Source organism: Desulfuromonas acetoxidans DSM 684, assembly GCF_000167355.1.
Classification (GTDB): Bacteria; Desulfobacterota; Desulfuromonadia; order Desulfuromonadales; family Desulfuromonadaceae; genus Desulfuromonas; species Desulfuromonas acetoxidans.
The window spans coordinates 1-16,615 of the sequence record NZ_AAEW02000026.1; the positions used below are offsets into that span (position 1 = coordinate 1).

The following is a 16,615-nucleotide window of genomic DNA, read 5'->3' on the forward strand; positions in this document are numbered from 1 at the left end:
CTCCCTTCCTTCTCCCCCCCCTTTACCCCCGGATCTCACGGGTATCACGTGCCCTCGTACGCACAACATCGCGCCCGATCGCCAGAGATTTCAGCTCAATCGAGGTAGATATCTTTGCGGAGCATTTGGGCCAGATAACTGGTGGCACGGATCAAAGCTGTGTGGCTTTTTTGCTGCGGATTACCTGCCAGCTGTAAGAGTCTTTGGGCAGTTCGTCCATGGTGCAGAAGTCACTGGGTACGGCAGCCTTAAGGCTGAGGCGTTCCATGGACAGGGTGGCGACGCTGAGGAAGTCGCAGGGGATCGCCTGAGGCAGCTTGAGAAACGTCCGATCAAGAATATCCTCAATCGTCATATGGATATTGATGTCACGGGTCAACTGATGGAGAATCTCCAGCAGTGTGTTCTGCTTGAGAATCTCCTCGTTTTTCTTCTTCAGCTCAACATAGTAGTTGAGCTTGGAAGAATCCACGCCGGTCAGTTGCTGTAACAGATGTTCCTTGTTGCCCATCGTTCCTCCTCAGCCGTGTTGTTGCTACATGGCTTTGTGGAAAATTTCCGCGATCTGCTCGTAACTGGCCGGCCGCGGGTTGGTGACCAGACAGGCATCGTTCAACGCGTTGTGACTCAGGCGGTCAATGGCATCGAGCGGCAAACCGATTTCGCCCAAGCCCTGATGAAGTCCGATATCGGACAGCAGATTGTTGACGGCGACAATGGATTGTCGGGCGGCTTCTTCTACGGTCATGCCGCGTACCTGCTCTCCGGAGGCAGAGGTCGCAGGTTCGAATCCTGCATCGCGCGCCATTAAATTCACAGGGTTAGCCGCCATCCGGTTAACCCTTTTTCGTTCTGTGACGTTTTTGTGACGGTTCTGTGACAGTAAAACGTTCTCAATGACCTTTGTTCCAAGAAATCACCCGTACAAGCTAGAACAAAGGTCATCCTAAAATTTATTTTCCTGCAAAAGATCCAAAAGCCATTCAACATATCAACCACTTATGTCGTAAAAAAAACATGCCATCGTGCAAGAAGAACGGGCTCCCGGCGTTCTCATTCAAAAAAGGACCCTTGGCTCAATCGGCCTTATCAACTGATTCACAATACTCCATCAAATCACCAACCTGGCACTGAAAAAACTGGCATAGGCGATCAACATTATCCGTTGTCGTATTGTAGCTTCTCTGGTTTGCAATCTTTGATAGCGTTGTTCGATGAATCCCGGTTTCTCTCGACAGCTCATCAAAGGTTAATCGCTGCCCCGTCTTAAACTGTCTCTCTGCCATCAACTCGCGCAACCTGTATCGAATCACAATAACCTCCTTTTTAAGATCTAACTTATCTCCTCACTTATAGCAGAAAACCTCACGCGTTGATATTCCCGAAGCAACATAAGTAGAAAAAAACAAAAAAAAGAAGCACAAACACTTTAAACGTTCTTGACAGTCACAATATGGATGATATGATGAATTTAAACTACAAACGTTGAAAGGAGACTACAATGGATGAACAAACGTTTTTAACGACAGAAGAACTCGCCGAAAGACTCCGCTACGAGGCCAGCTACGTTCGCAACACATTGAAAGACGCTGTGCTTCTCGAAGGAATTCACTACATTCGCCCCTTTGGCCGTCGTCGGGTTCTCTACATCTGGGAAACAATCAAGCGAGATATGGTCAAAGAATCCATGTCTCACAAACCAGCCATCCCGATGGCCAATGGAGGTATTTGCTATGGGTAAAATACGGACACGAAAAGAAACTGGAAAGCTTCTCTTTGACTTCTTTTATAACGGTGTCCGCTGCCGGGAACAAACCCTCATGGAGGATACCCCGGCCAACCGGCAACGACTTGAGAGCTTCATGGCCCAGATTGATCGGGAGATTGCTCAGGGAACATTCAACTACGAAAAGTATTTTCCTGACAGCACCAACCTGCCCAAAATTATCGAAGCCGCGAAGCCAGTTGAGGAGGTGGAACCAATACCGTGGGTCCAAACAGACTCGGCTCCGCTTTTCAAAGATTTTGCCGAAGAATGGTACCTGGAAAATGAAATTGCCTGGAAGATCACCTATCAGAAGACGATTCAGGGAACGATCAACAATTATCTCAATCCCCGATTCGGAGAAATGAAGGTCAGCCACATCACCAAGGGTGACATCCTTAAATTCCGGTCTACACTCGCCAAAGTCCCGATCGGAAACAAAGTCGGCTTATCGCCGTCTCGGATTAATCACATCATGACAGGGTTGCGTATGATTCTTAATGATGCAGCTGACAGGCATAACTTTAACACGCCTTTTGTCGGGATAAAACCACTGAAGGTTCCCAGAACCGAGGTTGATCCGTTTACCATTGAAGAAGTTCAGACTTTTCTCAACACGGTGCGTGCGGACTTTAAAAACTATTACACAGTACGTTTTTTTACCGGAATGCGTACCGGTGAAGTTGATGGTCTTCAGTGGAAATATGTCGACTTTGAGCGCCGGGAAATCCTCATCAGAGAAACTCTGGTAGAAAGACGCATTGAAACACCGAAGACCGCCGGCTCCATTCGTGAGATCACCATGTCAGGCCCGGTCTATGAGGCCTTGAAGGCCCAGCATGAAGTCACCGGTGACTTCAAGTTTGTCTTTTGTACACGAACCGGAGAACCACTAGATCATTGCAATATCACCAAGCGTATCTGGCATCCAACGTTAAACCTGCTCAAGCTAAAAAAGCGCCGACCTTACCAGACACGGCACACCATGGCGACTTTGTGGTTGGCCGCAGGAGAAAATCCGGAATGGATCGCCCGCCAGATGGGACACACATCAACAGAGATGTTGTTCACCGTCTATTCCCGTTATGTCCCGAACCTGACCCGTCGTGACGGATCAGCGTTTGAAAACCTGCTGGCATCACGCGGAGGTGGTCATGTTTAATAATCTACAATCCATCCTCAGTCAGCAGAGTGAGACCTTTTCCGGAATTTTCCGTGTCCGCTATCCCGCATGGGGACAAACCCGCCACGGAGATCCGTATGTCAAGATGAGCATCGAAGACAACAGTGCATCAATACAGGCCTATTGTTGTCGAAAATTGACCGCATATGAGCTTTCCTTACGGGACCTCATGTGCAGCCAAATTGAAGGACGAATCAGGGAATACAAACAGGAAAAGATTATCCAGATTGTAAGCTCCTCTCCGTGCGAAGCAGAACAGCGTGAACAGGCCATACAGCTGATTCCGATGAGTGTATGTCCTCAACCGTGGTTGCTGTCCTATCTGGAGTCTGCTGTTGAGAGAATAACCATTGCCCCGCTGCGCACCTTTGTCAATTCAGTGCTCGCTGATGACACTATTGCCTTCCCCTACATTGCCTGCCCCGCCAGCTTGAAACATCATCACAACTACCCTGGCGGGTTACTGGCCCACAGTCTGGAATGCTTTCAGATGGTGGAAAAACATTACCACTTCCCGCGGCAGGATTATGAACTGGGACTGGCTTCAGCCCTCTTCCACGACATCGGGAAAATACTGACCATGACCCACACCATGAAAAGAACCACCATCGGTGCCACGACGGAGCATGAAAAGCTCACCTTTGAAGTCCTGGCTCCTTATCTGCAAGAACTTGCCAAGAACTGGCCGGATGGAGAAAAACAGCTTCGCTATCTGCTCTCCTGGAAGCTCAAACGGCGAATCCCTCGTTACAATATGGCCGACCTCGTCGCCTGCTGTGACAGAATCAGTGCTGGTGCAGATATGCAGAAAAAACGATTGGCTAGCTGAACCAGTGTTAACTGTCCTCCAAAAGCCAGAAAAGCCCAACATGGTTGCGTTAGTCAATCATGTTGGGCTTATTCTTTTGACTCAAAAAAATGAAAGGCAATAAACCAGCTGCTTTCACATTGTGGCAAATTCAATTGTCGAATGATTTGATCTTTAGGAAAGTATTCTCCCAGAGATCTGACAGTTCATCCACAGTGAGGTCTGAAATACCCGGTTCAGATACCAAGCGCTTTAAAACTTTACCCATCTCAGATTTAGTCACAGAATAAACCTCTTCATTAACCAAGTCATCGACAGAAACGCCAGTCTCTCTTAATGCCTTATACACGTATTTTTCGGGCACTTTATCTTGCTGAATCCAGTTCGAAACAGTGGACTTCCTGATGCCAAAACATTTACTGGCCAGTTCAGACTGATTTTCTACACCGTATGCACCACAGAGTTTTTTAACCAGTTTCGCCGCACCCACGGTGGCAATAAGACCGACCGACACTTGAGGGAAAGCCGTGCCAACGACAGCTGCAGTAACCATTGCCTTGGAGCTTAAGCTGGGCTTTGCAGGTTGCACCTCCTCAAAAGGCATGCCTTTACCATCAATCAACCAGTCTCGATTTACGCCAAACTTGAAAATAATCAGCTCTAACAACATCTCAGAGGGGACTTTGTTGCCGCTTTCAACATTGCTGACCTGGCCCTTGGAGATACAAAGCTCGTCGGCAAGTTCAGCTTGTGACATCTCCAGAAGAAGTCGTATTTCTTTGATGCGTTGACCTTTCACAGAAAGCCCCTAGAAAAAAGTATTCTAAAAATTCAAAAATGTACTATTATGTACCACAAGGTTTCAGCTAGGAGGAATGCGATGACGGAAACATTTATCTTTACCCTTGTGTGCAGACCGAAAAAAAAACATCGCCTGGTCACGGAATACAACAGTGCGGCAAACGCAATTGGAAGACATCTGGCGGCACTGCTAAAAACCCTAAACGTGATCTGTCGACCTGATGCTCTGTACACACTGGAGCATGCCCAGAATGACAAAGCACATCAGTTTACCTACCACATCACCACAAAACAAACAGACCACGTAGACAATATTTATGTACAATTTCCTGAGCTCATATACTCTATCACAAAAAGAGTTTTGTCGGCTAAATACGGCTCAAAAGGAGAGCCCTTTAAGCTCAGCGAAGAAGAGCAGAATCAGATAAACACCATCATCAAAAAGCCTCTCAAGGATTTTCAGGAAAAACCCATTTCTGAACATTTCTCAAAGATGATCCGCAGCTTAAAAATTCCTTTAAAAACCGTAGAGATAGAAATTTTTCAAGGAAACTCAAAATCCGCAACAAATTCAAATAGTGAGAAGCCTCCTCTCGACCTATTTTGCGATTCTGGACAGACAAGTAATCACGATAACAATGACAAGATTACATACGAACCTTACGATGAACAAATTTCTCGGATCGCTGATGATCACATAGTTGAGCCGGAACAACATATAATCGATCTTTTTGCCGGCTATAAATCTAGACTTGACGCAATCAATGTTGGTGGGAAAATCGCTGAGAATGAAGTTCGGTTGAGCTTTAGCCCAGAAGCCTTGTCAAACTTTTGTGAACTTTGTACAACGCGCTTAGGTAGCATTGAGGCCCTGATTGATGTAAATCCTGACGAAAACGGTTACCACAAAGTCATTAAAATTATAGAGAGTTAACGCACTCCAAGAGGATTCTGAATAGATTCGTGAGCTCCGCAGAACAAACGACCTTTTCCTTTTTGATTGAAAAACAGACTACTCGAACACGTAACTCGCCATTAGGGGAACGACGACCACTAGAGGTTTTTCCTGCAGAGACTTTCTCACCCAACTTCTGTGACCATTTTTTTCTCCCGGTATTATTAACACTGTGGCGATAAGGATAATGATGGATTCGCAGATTTGCTTCGAGACTTTTGAGCAAAGTGATACCCTCTTTCGCCTGTTCTGATTGATCGAAAACAAAAGCATCATAATGGGCACGATAACTCTGAGTCAAAATTCGTGCTGCTTTTCTCACCCCAACCTTAGTGTGCCTTTCTTGGAGCAATTCATACCAATACTTCAACAGCAAAACCTGACTATGTTTTTTGGGCAAGGATATATCAGAGCCGATTTTTGGACGTGCTTCAGCCAGAAAATCGTAAAAATCAACAGGCTGAATTCGTTTAGTGACCTTGTTGGGTTTTGCGACAGGGATGGCATTTTTTTCAAGGGGGTGTGACCGATGGTTTGAGGGATTTTTGGCAACATATTCGGCAAGTGCATGCCCTTCTTTTTGCAAAATCTTATAGGCATTCGGAACACTGCAACCGACGATTTTAGCAACCGCCTTGGCGGATATCGGCGGCATACAGGACGCTCTCCGAAAATGATGCCAGCACAACCAGTCACAACAGTGAATATAGCTCACCAATTCCGTTTCAGTATCAGCATGCCCGAGCAGATGAGCCATCAGATACAAACTTTTGCGTCCCGATGGCTCGTTGTGCAAAAGATCGCGTTTAAGTGTCTCACGTTGAGGAGAAGTAAATTCATTTGCCGCTAAAAAGTGAGGCAACGTTTTTGATTCACACGTATCCGAAACAACAAGCTTTACCAACATCCAGTTGGCAAAGGAATGTCGCAAGGTATGAAAAACCATCCCCTGATCACCAGTCACCTGCTTGATGACTGGGGTAATCATAGCCAGGACCGGCTCACGACGGTATGGATACAACGCTAACGGACCAGCAGTAAAAAGAGGACTTTTGAACGTTGCCCCAAGCTCTTTAAGCCTAAAAGACTGCCATTGGCGTAAAAATGATAATTCCTCTTCAGGCAGCAATGCATAAAGTGGAATCCGCCGACAGGATGACTCTGTCTTCAACTGGCGATAAGAGTTTGGCTGCACCAGCAACTCGTATTTCTCGTCTCCTTGCAAATCACCGAGGCTCAGTCCATAAATTTCTGAAATACGCAGTCCGGTCCGGAAGGCCAGAATCACCCAAATAAGAGCGATTCGATCAATCCGTCCCAATTTTGATGATTTGAATCCAAGAACATCACGCAGGCGAACAAACTCACTGACGGTCATCACATTGGCTCGCACACCAGGTGACTGGCGGACCTGTCCTCTTATCCCATCGAGATGAATAGCAACAAAAGGAGCATCATGGAAAAGGTGAGCAAAGGCCAAAAACTGATTTAAGCGATCAACAAAATAGTTCATCCGTCGAAGGCCCCAAGGAGTCATCTTTTCAGCGTCTACACAAAAATAGCGACTTTGCTCTATCCATTGTTCTACAAGGTCTTGAAGTTCCTCCCCATCCAAAGATGTAAAATCCAGTGCCCCGGATTGCTGAAGAATATGCTGACCAATACAGCCAAGGTATCTTAAGACGGTAGAAGGCTGCTCAGGATTTTTTTGACGACCTTCACGCTCATATTTGCGCTCAGAAAACATCTGCATCGCCCAAAGGCACATCAACTTCGAAGCGGGGTAAAGTTCTTTGGAATGAGTTTGGATAAAATCGTTAAGCCATGTAATGATTGCAGTATTCGATTGAGTACTACGCTCGTGAATTCCTTTGCGTAACGCCTTTATCAATGCAATCTGACCGAAATAATCATTTGCCTCCCCCTGATAGGATTCAAACTCGGAAGAATTTTTACTGCTCGTCACACTGGGATAATGGTGTCCAGTAAGAAGACGCATCCAGACAGGATCCGGGAGGCTGGCAGATTCAATCTCATTGGCTAAGTAAGCGGCAAGAAAAGCCGGTTGATTCAGGGTGGCCCAACAATTGGCCCAAGTCAGCAGCTCCCTCAAACCTGGAAGCTTGTAGCCCGTTACTTCAAAAAGGTGGTTCTGATAAGACTGATACACGAAGAGAGCATCAAAAGACTCTTCGTGGCTATTGCGGACATCTTCTAGTCGGCGAATAAGCAAATGTGATAACGGGTCAGCAATCCAGCGCCGGTAACTGCTCGCATCTCTCTGTAAGAGCCATTGTTCTCGCTGTTTTGCTGGGCGTGCCCCTACCCACAAATCCAACCACAACATGTCATTGCAGCGATAGAACCACTGCTCATGCAGAGCCTGTACAAAAGGAGCAACCCAACGGGGATGGTGCAAGCCACCGTATAAAACAGCGCTGAGCAAAACCTGCCCAAGCTGAATCACAGGATCATGTGGACAATCGTATTCCAAATCCCGTAAGAAGGCTTCTTCGACCTCCCGAAAGCGAGGTAAACGGGCCATGATCGGTTGACGGATACGATTTTGTGGTTTGGGGACAATCGTTGGCCACGTAGGAACAGGGACATTCCACCCCAACTGTTTCTTGCCCTCCTCAAGTCCTTGGATCAGAAAGCTGATCCGTTTATAAATCAGACGTGGGTGCCCGACTTTAAACTTGATCTTTTGGATAAAAAAATCGATTGAAGCTTCATCAACATATGCCGCCTCATGTCCATGATAAAGCTCAGGCAAGAACTTCTGTAGTCGCAACAAGACCATTTGCTGTTGCGGGCGAAACGCTTTTTCAACAGGCAAATTCTGAAACATGTTTCCCAAGCAACTGAACCAGACCGGTGCTGGTGGATCCACTATCAACGACTGAATGTCTTTTGCGGACAGACGGCGGTGAAGATGAGTCGTTCTAGCGACAGAAAAATCCACCCGATTCGTTAAACAAAACTTTTTCGGAATGTTTTTTATACCGGCGATAGGATGGAATCCTATCCGACGCAATAAGGGTTGCAAATAATGACACAGCTCATCGGCAAAATATTGAGGATGTAGCGCCGAAGTCGCGCTCCAGCCTTCCTGGCCTAAACTCCAATGCCCGAGCATTAATTCAATGGTGTCGGGTGCACAACCATCCTCTTGCAGCTCGGATTTCAACAAATGACGTTGCGTATTGGCAGGCAGATGAAAACCAAAACGGTGCAACTCATCCTCAATCCTCGAACGCGTTGCCGTAATCATTGAACAGGTCTTTTCATCCACAAAGAATAAATCATCGCCATATTTCAAATCTTTGTAATTACCACTCAAGGCTAAGACCTGCAGCGCATGTTGGCGATAATGAATCAGCTGGGCTCGGCAGCCCTCACTCAACCACACCAGGCGAGTATGATAATGATCGGCTGAATCCTTATCACGGATGACGCTCAGGCCTCTGACAGCATCAATCAGATCAGAGCGAATGCCGGGCGAATTCACAGCACGATAACCGGTATTGTAGGCGAAATAAAGCCAGGTAAACAGGGTGTACGTATTATGATATCGAGCAAAAGAGTTCACATCGCCAAACCGCTTGGTGTCGTTTGCCAGCTCAGATTTAACCTGTTCAACGAGATTGCGGACAGCTTCCAGGTTCGGCCGAAGAGGGGTTCCTAAATAGCGCTCCTCAGCTGGATAGCCCTCCTCTTTTGCATAGGGATAACCACCTGATTCCAAGAGACATTGACAGGATTTATCATAAAGATGCTGAAGCTGGGAGCTGTCAAATGCGGTATAGTGAATCCGCGTACGTGACAGATAAAATTCTTTTCCCAGCGCCAAACTGGCTGCGGCAATATCTCCACCAGGCAACCGCCCCAAAACTCCGGCAAGATAATTTTGCACCCGTGTTAGCGTGAGACGCGTATGATGTTTTTTACGTAATTCAGAAAACGTTGAGGTGATACGGGCATTGATTTGATCGGATTCTTTAAATAACAGCTCAGTGTTGACAAACAAATCATTCGACAGATTTCGAGCAATCAGCGTGTTGACCTGTTCAGGAAGTTCCAAATCAATGTAAGTTTGAGTCAAGCAACGTTGTTCATCGGTTTCTACGCCGGGTTCAGTAAGAAGAGCAGGACCAGGGCTGACAAGGCGCAACCTTTTGGTCGGGACAAAGTAACAGTCGGTTCCGACGGAATAGTCGCCATAATAGCTAACCTGCAAATCTGATAACCGTTTCGCAGAGAGCCCAGCAAATAGCATCAATGCCAGTTCGGCTTTGGTCGCCTCTTCTTCGGGTTGCGTTGAGGATACCGGCTTAAACAGATAATGTAGCAAGACTTGAATATCTTTTTGATTAAGCTGATCCCAAGCTATTTCAAAGAGCTGGTTGCTCATGGCACGACTGGCTGCAATCCTCTGTCCGATGTAAGCGGAATGCTCTCTGCTATAACCACTTCCAGAGCGGCCATAAAAAACATAAAGTTGGCCATTGGTTGCTGGCGCCTGATCATTGTGAGGTTGTTCACGCTCTTCACGACAATCAATCTGGTCGGCCACATTGCTGCGCATCTTACGTCGTAGCAAATGGTGTCCCGCAAGATCGACGTCATCATCCAGTCGACTAAAAATGTTATCCAGAGAATCCGTTGGTAGACAGCTGACGCCTTGCGCTAAAAACTCAGAAAAAATCTGAATCCGTGGATGGGGCGGTAATGCTCTTAGATGGCTAACATAATCTTCAGGGGATAATATGTGCTGCGGGAACTGACCTATCTGGGAGGACTTCGCCAATGCACGCACATTCTGCAGAAGACTGACAAAAGAAACACTCACATCATCGAGCGCCTGCTCATTCAAAGAGATGGCGCATATCGACACCATAAGCTGGGCAAGAAACTGATCATAGTGGTTCAGATACTGCCGCGAATCAGGAAGATAACCCAGCGTAACATAGAGTGGATTTTTTTCTGTCAACCCATAGAAGGCAGAGTTGATCTCTTTATTTAAAGATAGGTCCAACCCTTGAACACGATGACTAAGCTCCGAACGAATGGCGAGAATAGAGTCTGCTGTTGCCTGTAACTCTTCGAAACGGTCTGCAATGACAATCCATTTGACGTCTGAGCAAATCCCAGGCACGAAACAAGCAAGCCGGGAAAAATTATCAAAAACATGAAGTAGATTTTGAATGGAGTTCTGAACGCCTACAGCCTCTAGCAGGTCCGCCAATTCCTGTTTTGAGCAGGTGGTTTCGGGATTTTCAAAAAGGCGCTTTGTAAATGTGGCAAACTTGAAAATGCCCTGATATTTACAAAGTGGTTCACTCATCAAAATCCTACTTAGATTCAGAAAATAGTGATTGAGAACACCAAAAAACAATCCGCCAAAAGCATTAAGATATTACCATAATACATTTCTTTAATTCAAACCACCTCTTGAAGAACAAATCCCCAGCAGTAAAAATTCAATCGTTACCATTTCGTATGCCTCACAAAATATTGGACAGAAACTGGTAAAAAAATGTCCAGTCGTGTCAGATTTCCTCATTCAAGACACAAACTGGAACAAAATTATCCACGTTTTTCACGCCAGTCAACAAGATCAAGCGATACCATTTTCCAGATGCTGGTCAGAATTGATGCTCTACTGCGCATTTTGAGAATTAAAGAAATGATTCAGTTTTTCCAAGTGAGCGTTTGAGGTGGTAAAATGAAAACACGCGGTTTGAAAAATCAATACGGGAGCTTTAGATGGAATTTTTTCTCATCATCTGTGGTCTGTTTTTTCTCGGCCTTACTGTGATGACTTACTTGGTTCGTCGAAATCGGATGCATCCGTTGCGACACGTTGGGGATCAGGTAACCATGGAAGAGGCACAGAAGATATTGCAGGCAATTGAAAACCATGGACCTCCGGAATTGATTCAAACGGTATTGCAGGCAGCAATCGATTACGCCCGCTTACGCGTTGACTGGCAACAAAGTGAGCACAGCCAAAAAATCGACTTGGGCAAGAAATGTACAGCGTCATTGGATAGTTTTATCAACCGCTGTACTATTCTGTGTGAGTGGATCACTGAGCACGGGAGTAAAAGCCTGTGCCCAGTTCCGATGAAAAATGACAAGCAAAAGATGAGCAAATTGGCGTGCCTGCTTCACGCCCAGCTGGGGTTGAAAAACAATTAACTAAGAGCTGCGAAGGATTGAATTTTTTTCAAAATCAGCACGAGCATGAAAAGTCACAAAGAAATTTTAGAAACTGTGGCAAAGATCCCATTGTCCCCATTGGTATTGTACCATTTAGGACAATTTTGATTAGTTTCAACGAGGACGGATATGAATAAAAAGCCCTTTGCCAGAATGCACCCAGACTGTTTTGAACCCGCGTTCAATAAGGCGATAGAAGTTTTTGGAGACGAGAAAACCGCCCTAGCCTGGCTTCAACGGGAATCAACGGCACTGGGAGGGAAAGCCCCCTGGTCTTTGTTGGATACTGCTTCTGGCCGAAAACAGGTTTGTGATGAACTTGACAGAATAGAGCACGGTATTGTTTCCTGAGTCCTGTCCTTTTGCACTTCGCTTGCCAAAAACAGAATGAAAGATTCATCTTTTCACGACAGACAGAAAGAATACGAATGACTCAAACGGACAACTTTCAGGACATCGACCTAAGCAACACCGATTCTCGAGCCAGACTCGCTCAACTGATCACACGATTATTTGAGCATTGGCAATTGAGCGATGAGGATCAGGCCGCGTTACTTGGCCTGTCTACAAAGAACCGAAGCACGCTGAGCAGATACCGCCAAGGAAAACCATTGGCTAACAATATGGATTTACTCGACCGTGCTGGACATTTACTGAGTATTCACAAGTCACTGCGGATTCTTTATCCGCACAACAGAAGCTTGGCTTATCAGTGGATCTCCAGGCCCAATAAACGCTTTAACAACATGAGCCCTCTGGAGATCATCAAAGAAAGACACTTTGAGGGGCTGTTGACGATTAGTCACTACCTTGATTGGGAGCTGCACCAGTAATCAGATCTGGTGTCTCTAATCTGAAATGGACACCTCAGTAACAGACCGGAAATATTAATCTTTCTCAAATGGGCACCTCAGTAACACATTGAAAACATTAGCCTTGTGAAATGGACACCTGAGTGGCTAACAATTATTTATCCAACAGCACCGAACACCGATGCCAGCTTTTTCCATAAACTCTTGCCCTGCTTTTCACTCGCTTCGCGGGCACATTCCAAGGCCAGTTGTAGTTCACGGCAGTCATCTTCGTCATGAGGCTCTATGGCATGATAAAAAATTCCTGCAGTCGTGCCTGACGCAAGAAGCAAACAGTGGCGTCGTCGGCCAGCAGGATGATTTTCAGCTGCTTCTGCAAATAGCGAAAGATCGGTATGACATCCAATGCACTACTGCCTTCAAAGGGTTTGCCCGGCGCATGATCGCGGCATCCTCTTTTTTACGTAGCACATCAATGGCTTCATTGAGCGCTGTCACAGGCTTGGCAATGCCTCCGGCCGGCTCCACGCATTACTTGAGGGCAGCGGTTTCAGTGGGAGTCTGATAGGCAATAATGACGGGCAGCATGGTTCTCCCTCCTGTGTGAGAGGCGCTGCCCCGGCTGTGGAAACCGGGGCGGGTAGAGATAAGGTCGATTCGGGATTAGTGCGATTCCTGCTCAGCAACTTCTTTAGGGCTGGCAGCCGCTTTGACAATGCCAAACATGACCAGAACAGACGGAACCCGTTGCACCACCACGATCATCAGTGCACAGAAGCCGAGAAACGCACAGACAAGAAATCCGCTGTTGTCGACGCGCCCCTGTAAATTGACAAAAAAGTATCATACTTTTAAGTATGTAAGTACCTGATTTCACAAGAAGTGAAATTTGTAGCAACTGTTAAAGTATCATACTAACAACACCGGCCATCCTTTTTTAAGGAAAATTTCTGACAAAAAAGAATCATACTTTTAAAAATATGATTACTTATTGAGTAGTTACGGTTAGTCACAAACGTCGCCTTTGATGTCATCAAAAGACAAAAGCTATTATCCTTTCATATCAGGCTGAATTCAAGCTTATGCTTCATCTTCTCCCAATCAAAGGCCAAAGCCCTACCTGTCCACAGCCAATTTAGTCCCCTCACCATGTTGAGAGACACGAGGATGGCATTTACTTTGACTGCACTCCCTGTAAACGACTCATCAGACAGCCGATTATCTTTTTCGGTAACACCGCGATCAGTGCTTTTACCGGGAAGCAATTGTGAGATACGTTTTCACAGATCGTTTCGTAAGATTGTTCTGTCCATCTTGTCGTTTGCTCCGTTGAAAGGGTTATCCATTTATCGGTAAAAAAAGACGAAGAGTTAATTGAAAACGCTCCCTAATGCCCTTGGCAGGCAATCTCCGTAGTCAGCTAGGCAAGTACCCATATCGCGATAGGAGCCAGGGCTAAACTGACATAGATTAAGCGGAGGTTTCCGCTAACCACAAACATCGTGTCGGATCTTTGGCGTCCTTGCAGCCTTCGGCGCGAAAATACCCGACGGATTGCGCTTCGACCATAACAACGTGAGCATTTTGTCCTGTCAGTTTAAAGGTTTTACCGTGCTTCTGGGCGTATTTATTGGCAGAACACATCAGTTGTAAAATGCTGTAATAGATATCACTAACTTCAGTTAAATCAATCACGACAGAATCATTGTTTTTCAATAGTGCAAGCAGATCATCCTTAAGCTTGCGGACGACAGCAATCCCCAGGGTACCGCGGACAGCGAGGACCTGACAAGGACCTCCCTCACTATTTTGGATGCTTTTACGTTCTAATTCGTACATGGTGCCTCCCAGAAAGGCCATCAGCCGACTTTGCAAACAGAAACACAAACTCCGAGATTTCAGCTCGTTAAAATCAATGGCTTAAAAAATTCGTCATCGGAATCAAGCGCTGATAGTCCTCGTAACCTAACGAACTATCCCAGTGCCCCGTTACCATTCCGAGAGTAACTCCACCGGCATAAACAACCAAAACGACAACAGGAAAAGTCCAACGAGGCAGTGAAGCTGACCAGAGTGAAAGTCTCATCTGTACGGCCGCAGTCGGGCAGGCATCAACACAGGAAAGACAGCCAGAGCATTCAGGACTACTGACGGTTTTAAGACGGTGAACGTTCAATCGAGACGGGCAGGCGCGACTGCAAAGACCACAATCAGTACAAGTCAAAACATTGCGACGGATTTTCAACGGACTGAAAAAACTGATCAATCCCAGCAAGGCACCATAAGGGCACAGGTAGCGACACCAGAAATTTTTATAGAAAAGAGAGAGCCCCGCCAATAGAAGAAGAACAAATATGGTCGTCAGCGACATATTAGTAAAAAAGTAAAGCATTTTGACATCACTGATCGCCCAGTAGGGTGTTTGCAAAAACTGTTCAAGAGCATAAACAGGCATATCAAGTAGCAGGATTTTGACGAAAAACAGCAACAGGAGATATTTCCCCCCGCGTAACAAAAAATCCAACCATCCCCACATATGAAAACTGCGCCCGAAGAGCCACTTGCCAAACTTCCAGAGTCCCTCGGAAACGGTACCGACCGGACAGAGCCAGGAGCAAAATGATTTTTTAGCCAACAAACTCATTGCTAAAAAAGTGAGAAAAAGAACCAAGGCGGCCGGATGAATCCGGTCAACCTGACCCGTATACAGCCAGTGTTTTAAACTTGCCAGCGCGCCAATGGGTAAAAACCCTTCAACGCCTGCAGGTCTATTGACAAAGAAGGACTCTCCCTTCATCGCAAAATGTCTGACAAAAAAACCAAACTGGATTCCAATAATCAAAATCCAGACAAAGAAGCTCCATTGCACAATCGAGCGTACAACCGTCATTTTTTCAATGTTCAACTTAATTTGCATGTCATTTCTCCTTTAACTTTGAGCGCCGTTCAACATGCTGAAAAACTCATCTCTCAAGGCGTCCATTGACAGCTGTGTCAAGCTGATGTATTCACCCCAGGTTTTCATGCCGTTTTTCACATTCAGATAGATTCTTTGTGGAATTTCACCAGTCTTTTTCGAGAGCAAGGTCGCTATAACCAGCTCCTGATTGGAAGCACCCGCGTTCCGAAGGTCTCGCAAAGCCCTCTGGTCGAGGATGGAATAATGAACAAAAACATCCTCAACAACAGCTTGGGCCATAAATTCTTTTGAGACACAGGCTTTCAAAGCCTGAGCCAGGGAATTTCGTTGTGTTTCAATTGTTGGTGATAAAGAGCTCAGAATGGCGCTCCATTCTCCCTGCGCCCTTTTTTGAGCTAAAAGACGTTGCGCTGGGATATCAGCTATCTTTCCAATCCAAGAAGCAATCCAAAGATCATCGGAGGACACTCCATTTCTTTTCTGTTTTACAACCGACTTTCTGTCCGTATTAAACACTGCGGCAAAAAAGGAATTTTGCACTGACGCCAAATAATACTCATCAGCGGCGGCCGGTTGATCAGGGTTATAGCTCATGTCCTGAAAGCAATGACATGTAATCGTTGGTATGGCTGTTACTGAAAAAGGGAAAAGCAAAACCATTAAAAGACAAAAAAGGCCTCGTTTAACCATGGGGCGTCTCCTTCATGCATTGATTGTTACGGTAAAGGCCTTCCTGGCGCCTCTTTTCAGCCGTTTTACTGATCCAGGTATCTTCGACCAGATCAAGCCCAAGCTTGCCGATCAGAGTTTTCAGGTAATCGAGATGGGGGCATGTCGGCGCATGATAATTGTCTTTAGTGATACAAGAAGAAAGATGCACAACAATGTCCTCTTTACTGATCCCGTCACGCTTTTGTGCCTGACGTATCAAGTTCGTCAGTTTTCGATGAAGTGCTCGGCCGCAGCAGCCGCCACACGTCAATGAGAGACTGCGAAAATTTATGGTTTCGGGATATACGGCAAAACCACCGGTTCGATCATACAGAGCCTTTTCGCAATGAAAACCTGAACAACGCTCTTGAACGATGTGGCACTGTACAATCACCAGATATGTCTTTTCCTTGATCTCGGTCATTTTTTCTCTTT

Annotated in this window: 17 protein-coding genes; 7 read left to right on the plus strand and 10 right to left on the minus strand. The window is 46.0% G+C overall.

From position 1 onward, the window contains the following. Positions 1–151: 151 nt before the first annotated feature. The 3 genes from DACE_RS15190 to DACE_RS19030 all read right to left on the minus strand — a co-directional run bounded on the left by DACE_RS15190 (position 152) and on the right by DACE_RS19030 (position 1,313). Complete coding sequence (locus DACE_RS15190; protein ID WP_040367718.1) at positions 152–511, minus strand: hypothetical protein; 360 nt, start codon at positions 509–511, stop codon at positions 152–154. A 24-nt stretch (positions 512–535) separates the two neighbouring features. Continuing rightward, on the minus strand, positions 536–832 hold the full coding sequence (locus tag DACE_RS15195; protein WP_040367719.1) for an iron-containing alcohol dehydrogenase: 297 nt from the start codon (positions 830–832) through the stop codon (positions 536–538). A 244-nt stretch (positions 833–1,076) separates the two neighbouring features. Next, on the minus strand, positions 1,077–1,313 hold the full coding sequence (locus DACE_RS19030) for a helix-turn-helix domain-containing protein (protein WP_040367720.1): 237 nt from the start codon (positions 1,311–1,313) through the stop codon (positions 1,077–1,079). 188 nt (positions 1,314–1,501) lie between these two features. On the opposite strand from DACE_RS19030, the gene DACE_RS15205 reads away from it, so the two are divergent. The 3 genes from DACE_RS15205 to DACE_RS15215 are packed head-to-tail and all read left to right on the plus strand — an operon-like array spanning position 1,502 to position 3,777. Further along, the gene (locus DACE_RS15205) at positions 1,502–1,741 is read left to right on the plus strand and encodes a hypothetical protein (RefSeq protein WP_006002711.1); all 240 of its coding nucleotides are present in this window, start codon (positions 1,502–1,504) and stop codon (positions 1,739–1,741) included. Next, positions 1,734–2,927, plus strand: a complete 1,194-nt coding sequence (locus DACE_RS15210) for an Arm DNA-binding domain-containing protein (protein ID WP_006002713.1) — start codon at positions 1,734–1,736, stop codon at positions 2,925–2,927. Before DACE_RS15205 ends, DACE_RS15210 begins: the two co-directional genes overlap by 8 nt. Further along, positions 2,920–3,777 (plus strand): HD domain-containing protein, encoded by an 858-nt coding sequence (locus tag DACE_RS15215; RefSeq protein ID WP_006002715.1) that lies wholly within the window; start codon positions 2,920–2,922, stop codon positions 3,775–3,777. The genes DACE_RS15210 and DACE_RS15215 overlap by 8 nt, the downstream gene beginning before the upstream one ends. A 130-nt stretch (positions 3,778–3,907) precedes the next feature. Here DACE_RS15215 and DACE_RS17605 read toward each other — a convergent pair whose 3' ends face one another. Continuing rightward, positions 3,908–4,555 carry a helix-turn-helix domain-containing protein gene (locus tag DACE_RS17605; RefSeq protein ID WP_006002717.1) on the minus strand — a complete coding sequence of 216 codons (648 nt, stop codon included), beginning with the start codon at positions 4,553–4,555 and terminating at the stop codon, positions 3,908–3,910. A gap of 81 nt (positions 4,556–4,636) precedes the next feature. Between DACE_RS17605 and DACE_RS15225 the strand changes: the two genes are divergently transcribed. Beyond that, complete coding sequence (locus tag DACE_RS15225; RefSeq protein WP_040367722.1) at positions 4,637–5,491, plus strand: hypothetical protein; 855 nt, start codon at positions 4,637–4,639, stop codon at positions 5,489–5,491. Here the strand turns inward: DACE_RS15225 and DACE_RS15230 are convergent. Next, positions 5,478–10,859, minus strand: a complete 5,382-nt coding sequence (locus tag DACE_RS15230) for a tyrosine-type recombinase/integrase (RefSeq protein WP_006002721.1) — start codon at positions 10,857–10,859, stop codon at positions 5,478–5,480. The genes DACE_RS15225 and DACE_RS15230 overlap by 14 nt on opposite strands. Positions 10,860–11,395: 536 nt before the next feature. Here DACE_RS15230 and DACE_RS15235 point away from each other — a divergent pair. The 3 genes from DACE_RS15235 (at position 11,396) to DACE_RS15245 (ending at position 12,570) form a co-directional block, all read left to right on the plus strand. After that, positions 11,396–11,716, plus strand: coding sequence for a hypothetical protein (locus tag DACE_RS15235; RefSeq protein WP_155809166.1), 321 nt, complete (start codon positions 11,396–11,398; stop codon positions 11,714–11,716). Positions 11,717–11,866: 150 nt separating this feature from the next. Beyond that, positions 11,867–12,088: an MbcA/ParS/Xre antitoxin family protein gene (locus DACE_RS15240; RefSeq protein ID WP_040367723.1), complete on the plus strand. Its 222-nt coding sequence runs from the start codon at positions 11,867–11,869 to the stop codon at positions 12,086–12,088. A gap of 77 nt (positions 12,089–12,165) precedes the next feature. Continuing rightward, positions 12,166–12,570: an antitoxin Xre-like helix-turn-helix domain-containing protein gene (locus DACE_RS15245; RefSeq protein WP_006002725.1), complete on the plus strand. Its 405-nt coding sequence runs from the start codon at positions 12,166–12,168 to the stop codon at positions 12,568–12,570. A 137-nt stretch (positions 12,571–12,707) separates the two neighbouring features. On the opposite strand, the gene DACE_RS18265 is transcribed toward DACE_RS15245, so the two are convergent. The 5 genes from DACE_RS18265 to DACE_RS15265 form a co-directional block, all read right to left on the minus strand. Then, positions 12,708–12,881 carry a hypothetical protein gene (locus tag DACE_RS18265; RefSeq protein ID WP_155809167.1) on the minus strand — a complete coding sequence of 58 codons (174 nt, stop codon included), beginning with the start codon at positions 12,879–12,881 and terminating at the stop codon, positions 12,708–12,710. A 1,138-nt stretch (positions 12,882–14,019) separates the two neighbouring features. Continuing rightward, positions 14,020–14,388, minus strand: coding sequence for an STAS domain-containing protein (locus DACE_RS15250; protein ID WP_006002727.1), 369 nt, complete (start codon positions 14,386–14,388; stop codon positions 14,020–14,022). 73 nt (positions 14,389–14,461) lie between these two features. Further along, entirely contained in the window at positions 14,462–15,466 is a 1,005-nt protein-coding gene (locus DACE_RS15255) for a 4Fe-4S binding protein (protein ID WP_006002728.1), read from the minus strand. 12 nt (positions 15,467–15,478) lie between these two features. Then, a complete protein-coding gene (locus tag DACE_RS15260) occupies positions 15,479–16,159 on the minus strand; it encodes a hypothetical protein (RefSeq protein ID WP_006002729.1) in 681 nt (226 codons plus the stop codon). Continuing rightward, the gene (locus tag DACE_RS15265; RefSeq protein WP_006002730.1) at positions 16,152–16,604 is read right to left on the minus strand and encodes a CGGC domain-containing protein; all 453 of its coding nucleotides are present in this window, start codon (positions 16,602–16,604) and stop codon (positions 16,152–16,154) included. The genes DACE_RS15260 and DACE_RS15265 overlap by 8 nt, the downstream gene beginning before the upstream one ends. Positions 16,605–16,615: the final 11 nt, after the last annotated feature.